Annotated in this window: 1 protein-coding gene; it reads left to right on the top strand. The window is 71.4% G+C overall.

The window, feature by feature from the left end; all coding sequences use genetic code 11:
- Positions 1–2,077 (top strand): beta strand repeat-containing protein (locus U9J41_RS29220; protein WP_425261321.1); only part of this gene is annotated, 2,077 nt, incomplete at both ends.

A 2,077-nucleotide genomic window follows, 5' to 3' on the forward strand; every position in this document is an offset into this window, starting at 1 on the left:
GGCGGACTGGCCGTCGCGGGCGGCAGCGAAACCCTGAGCGGCGCCAACACCTACGGCGGCGCGACCAGCGTCAACCTGGGCGCGACGCTGGCCCTCGCCGGTTCGGGCAGCATCGCCTTGTCGAGCGGCGTGGTCGACGACGGCGTCTTCGATATCTCGGCCACCAACAACGGCGCGCAAATCCAGACGCTGTCCGGCTCGGGCACCGTGCTGCTGGGCGGCCAGACCCTGACCCTGACCAATGCCGGCGCGACCAGCACCCAGACTGGCGGCGGCCTGGTCGGCGTGATCGTCGGTCCGGGCGGCATCCTGCTCCCCGGCTTGCCCGGCCTGCCGGTCGTGACCAGCACCGGCGCCAACTTTACCGGCACCATTGCCGGTTCCGGCGGCCTGACCGTGGCCGGCGGCACGGAACAACTCAGCGGCACCAACACCTACACCGGCGCGACCAGCATCAACGCGGGCGCGACCCTGGGCCTGGCCGGCCTGGGCAGCATCGCGTCGTCGAGCGGGGTCGCGGACAATGGCATGCTGGACGTCTCCGCCAGTATCTTCGGCACGCAGATCCAGTCGCTGTCCGGTTCGGGCAGCGTGGCGCTGGGCGCGCAGACGCTGACGCTGACCAACGCAGCCGACACCTTCGCGGGCAATATCGCCGGCCTCGGTGGACTGGCCGTCGCGGGCGGCAGCGAGACCCTGAGCGGCGCCAACACCTACGGCGGCGCGACCAGCGTCAACCTGGGCGCCACGCTGGCCCTGGCCGGTTCGGGCAGCATCGCCTCGTCTAGCGGCGTGGCCGACGACGGCGTCTTCGATATCTCGGCCACCAACAATGGCGCCCAAATCCAGTCGCTGTCCGGCTCGGGCACTGTGCTGCTGGGCGGCCAAACCCTGACCCTGACCAATGCCGGCGCGACCAGCACCCAGACTGGCGGCGGCCTGGTCGGCGTGATCGTCGGTCCGGGCGGCATCCTGCTCCCCGGCTTGCCCGGCCTGCCGGTCGTGACCAGCACCGGCGCCAACTTTACCGGCACCATTGCCGGTTCCGGCGGCCTGACCGTGGCCGGCGGCACCGAACAACTCAGCGGCACCAACACCTACACCGGCGCGACCAGCATCAACGCGGGCGCGACCCTGGGCCTGGCCGGTTCGGGCAGCATTGCGTTGTCGAGCGGCGTGGCCGATTACGGCGTGCTCGACATCTCGGCGACCAGCAATGGCGCGCAGATCCAGTCGCTGTCCGGTTCGGGCAGCGTGGCGCTGGGCGCGCAGACCTTGACGCTGTCGAATGCCAACGACCTGTTCGCGGGCACGATCGCCGGCGCCGGCGGCCTGGCCGTGAATGGCGGCACCGAGACCCTGAGCGGCTACAACGGCTATACCGGCGCCACCACCATCGGTGCGGGCGGTACCCTGGCGCTGGCCGGCGCCGGCAACATCGCGTCGTCGGCCGGCGTGGTCGACGACGGCGTCTTCGATATCTCGGCGACCGACAACGGCGCCCAGATCCAGACGCTGTCCGGCTCGGGCACCGTGCTGCTGGGCGGCCAGACCCTGACCCTGACCAATGCCGGCGCGACCAGCACACAGACCGGCGGCGGCCTGATCGGCGTGATCGCCGGGCCGGGCGGCGTCCTGCTCCCCGGCCTGCCTGGCCTACCGGTCGTGACCAGCACCGGCGCCGATTTCTCCGGCACCATCGCCGGTTCCGGCGGCCTGACCGTGGCCGGCGGCACCGAACAACTCAGCGGCGCCAACACCTACACCGGCGCGACCAGCATCAACGCGGGCGCGACCCTGGGCCTGGCCGGTTCGGGCAGCATCGCGCTGTCCAGCAGCGTGGCCGATTACGGCGTGCTCGACATCTCGGCGACCAGCAATGGCGCGCAAGTCCAGTCGCTGTCCGGCGCCGGCAGCGTGGCACTGGGTGGCCAGACCCTCACCCTCACCAATGCCCACGACGTGTTCGTGGGCAGCATCAACGGTTCCGGCGGCCTGGCGGTCAGCGGTGGCACCGAGATCCTGGCCGGCATCAACAGCTACACCGGCGCCACCACGATCGGCCAGGGCGCGACTC

It is taken from the genome of Massilia luteola, assembly GCF_034420155.1.
Lineage (GTDB): Bacteria > Pseudomonadota > Gammaproteobacteria > Burkholderiales > Burkholderiaceae_D > Telluria > Telluria luteola.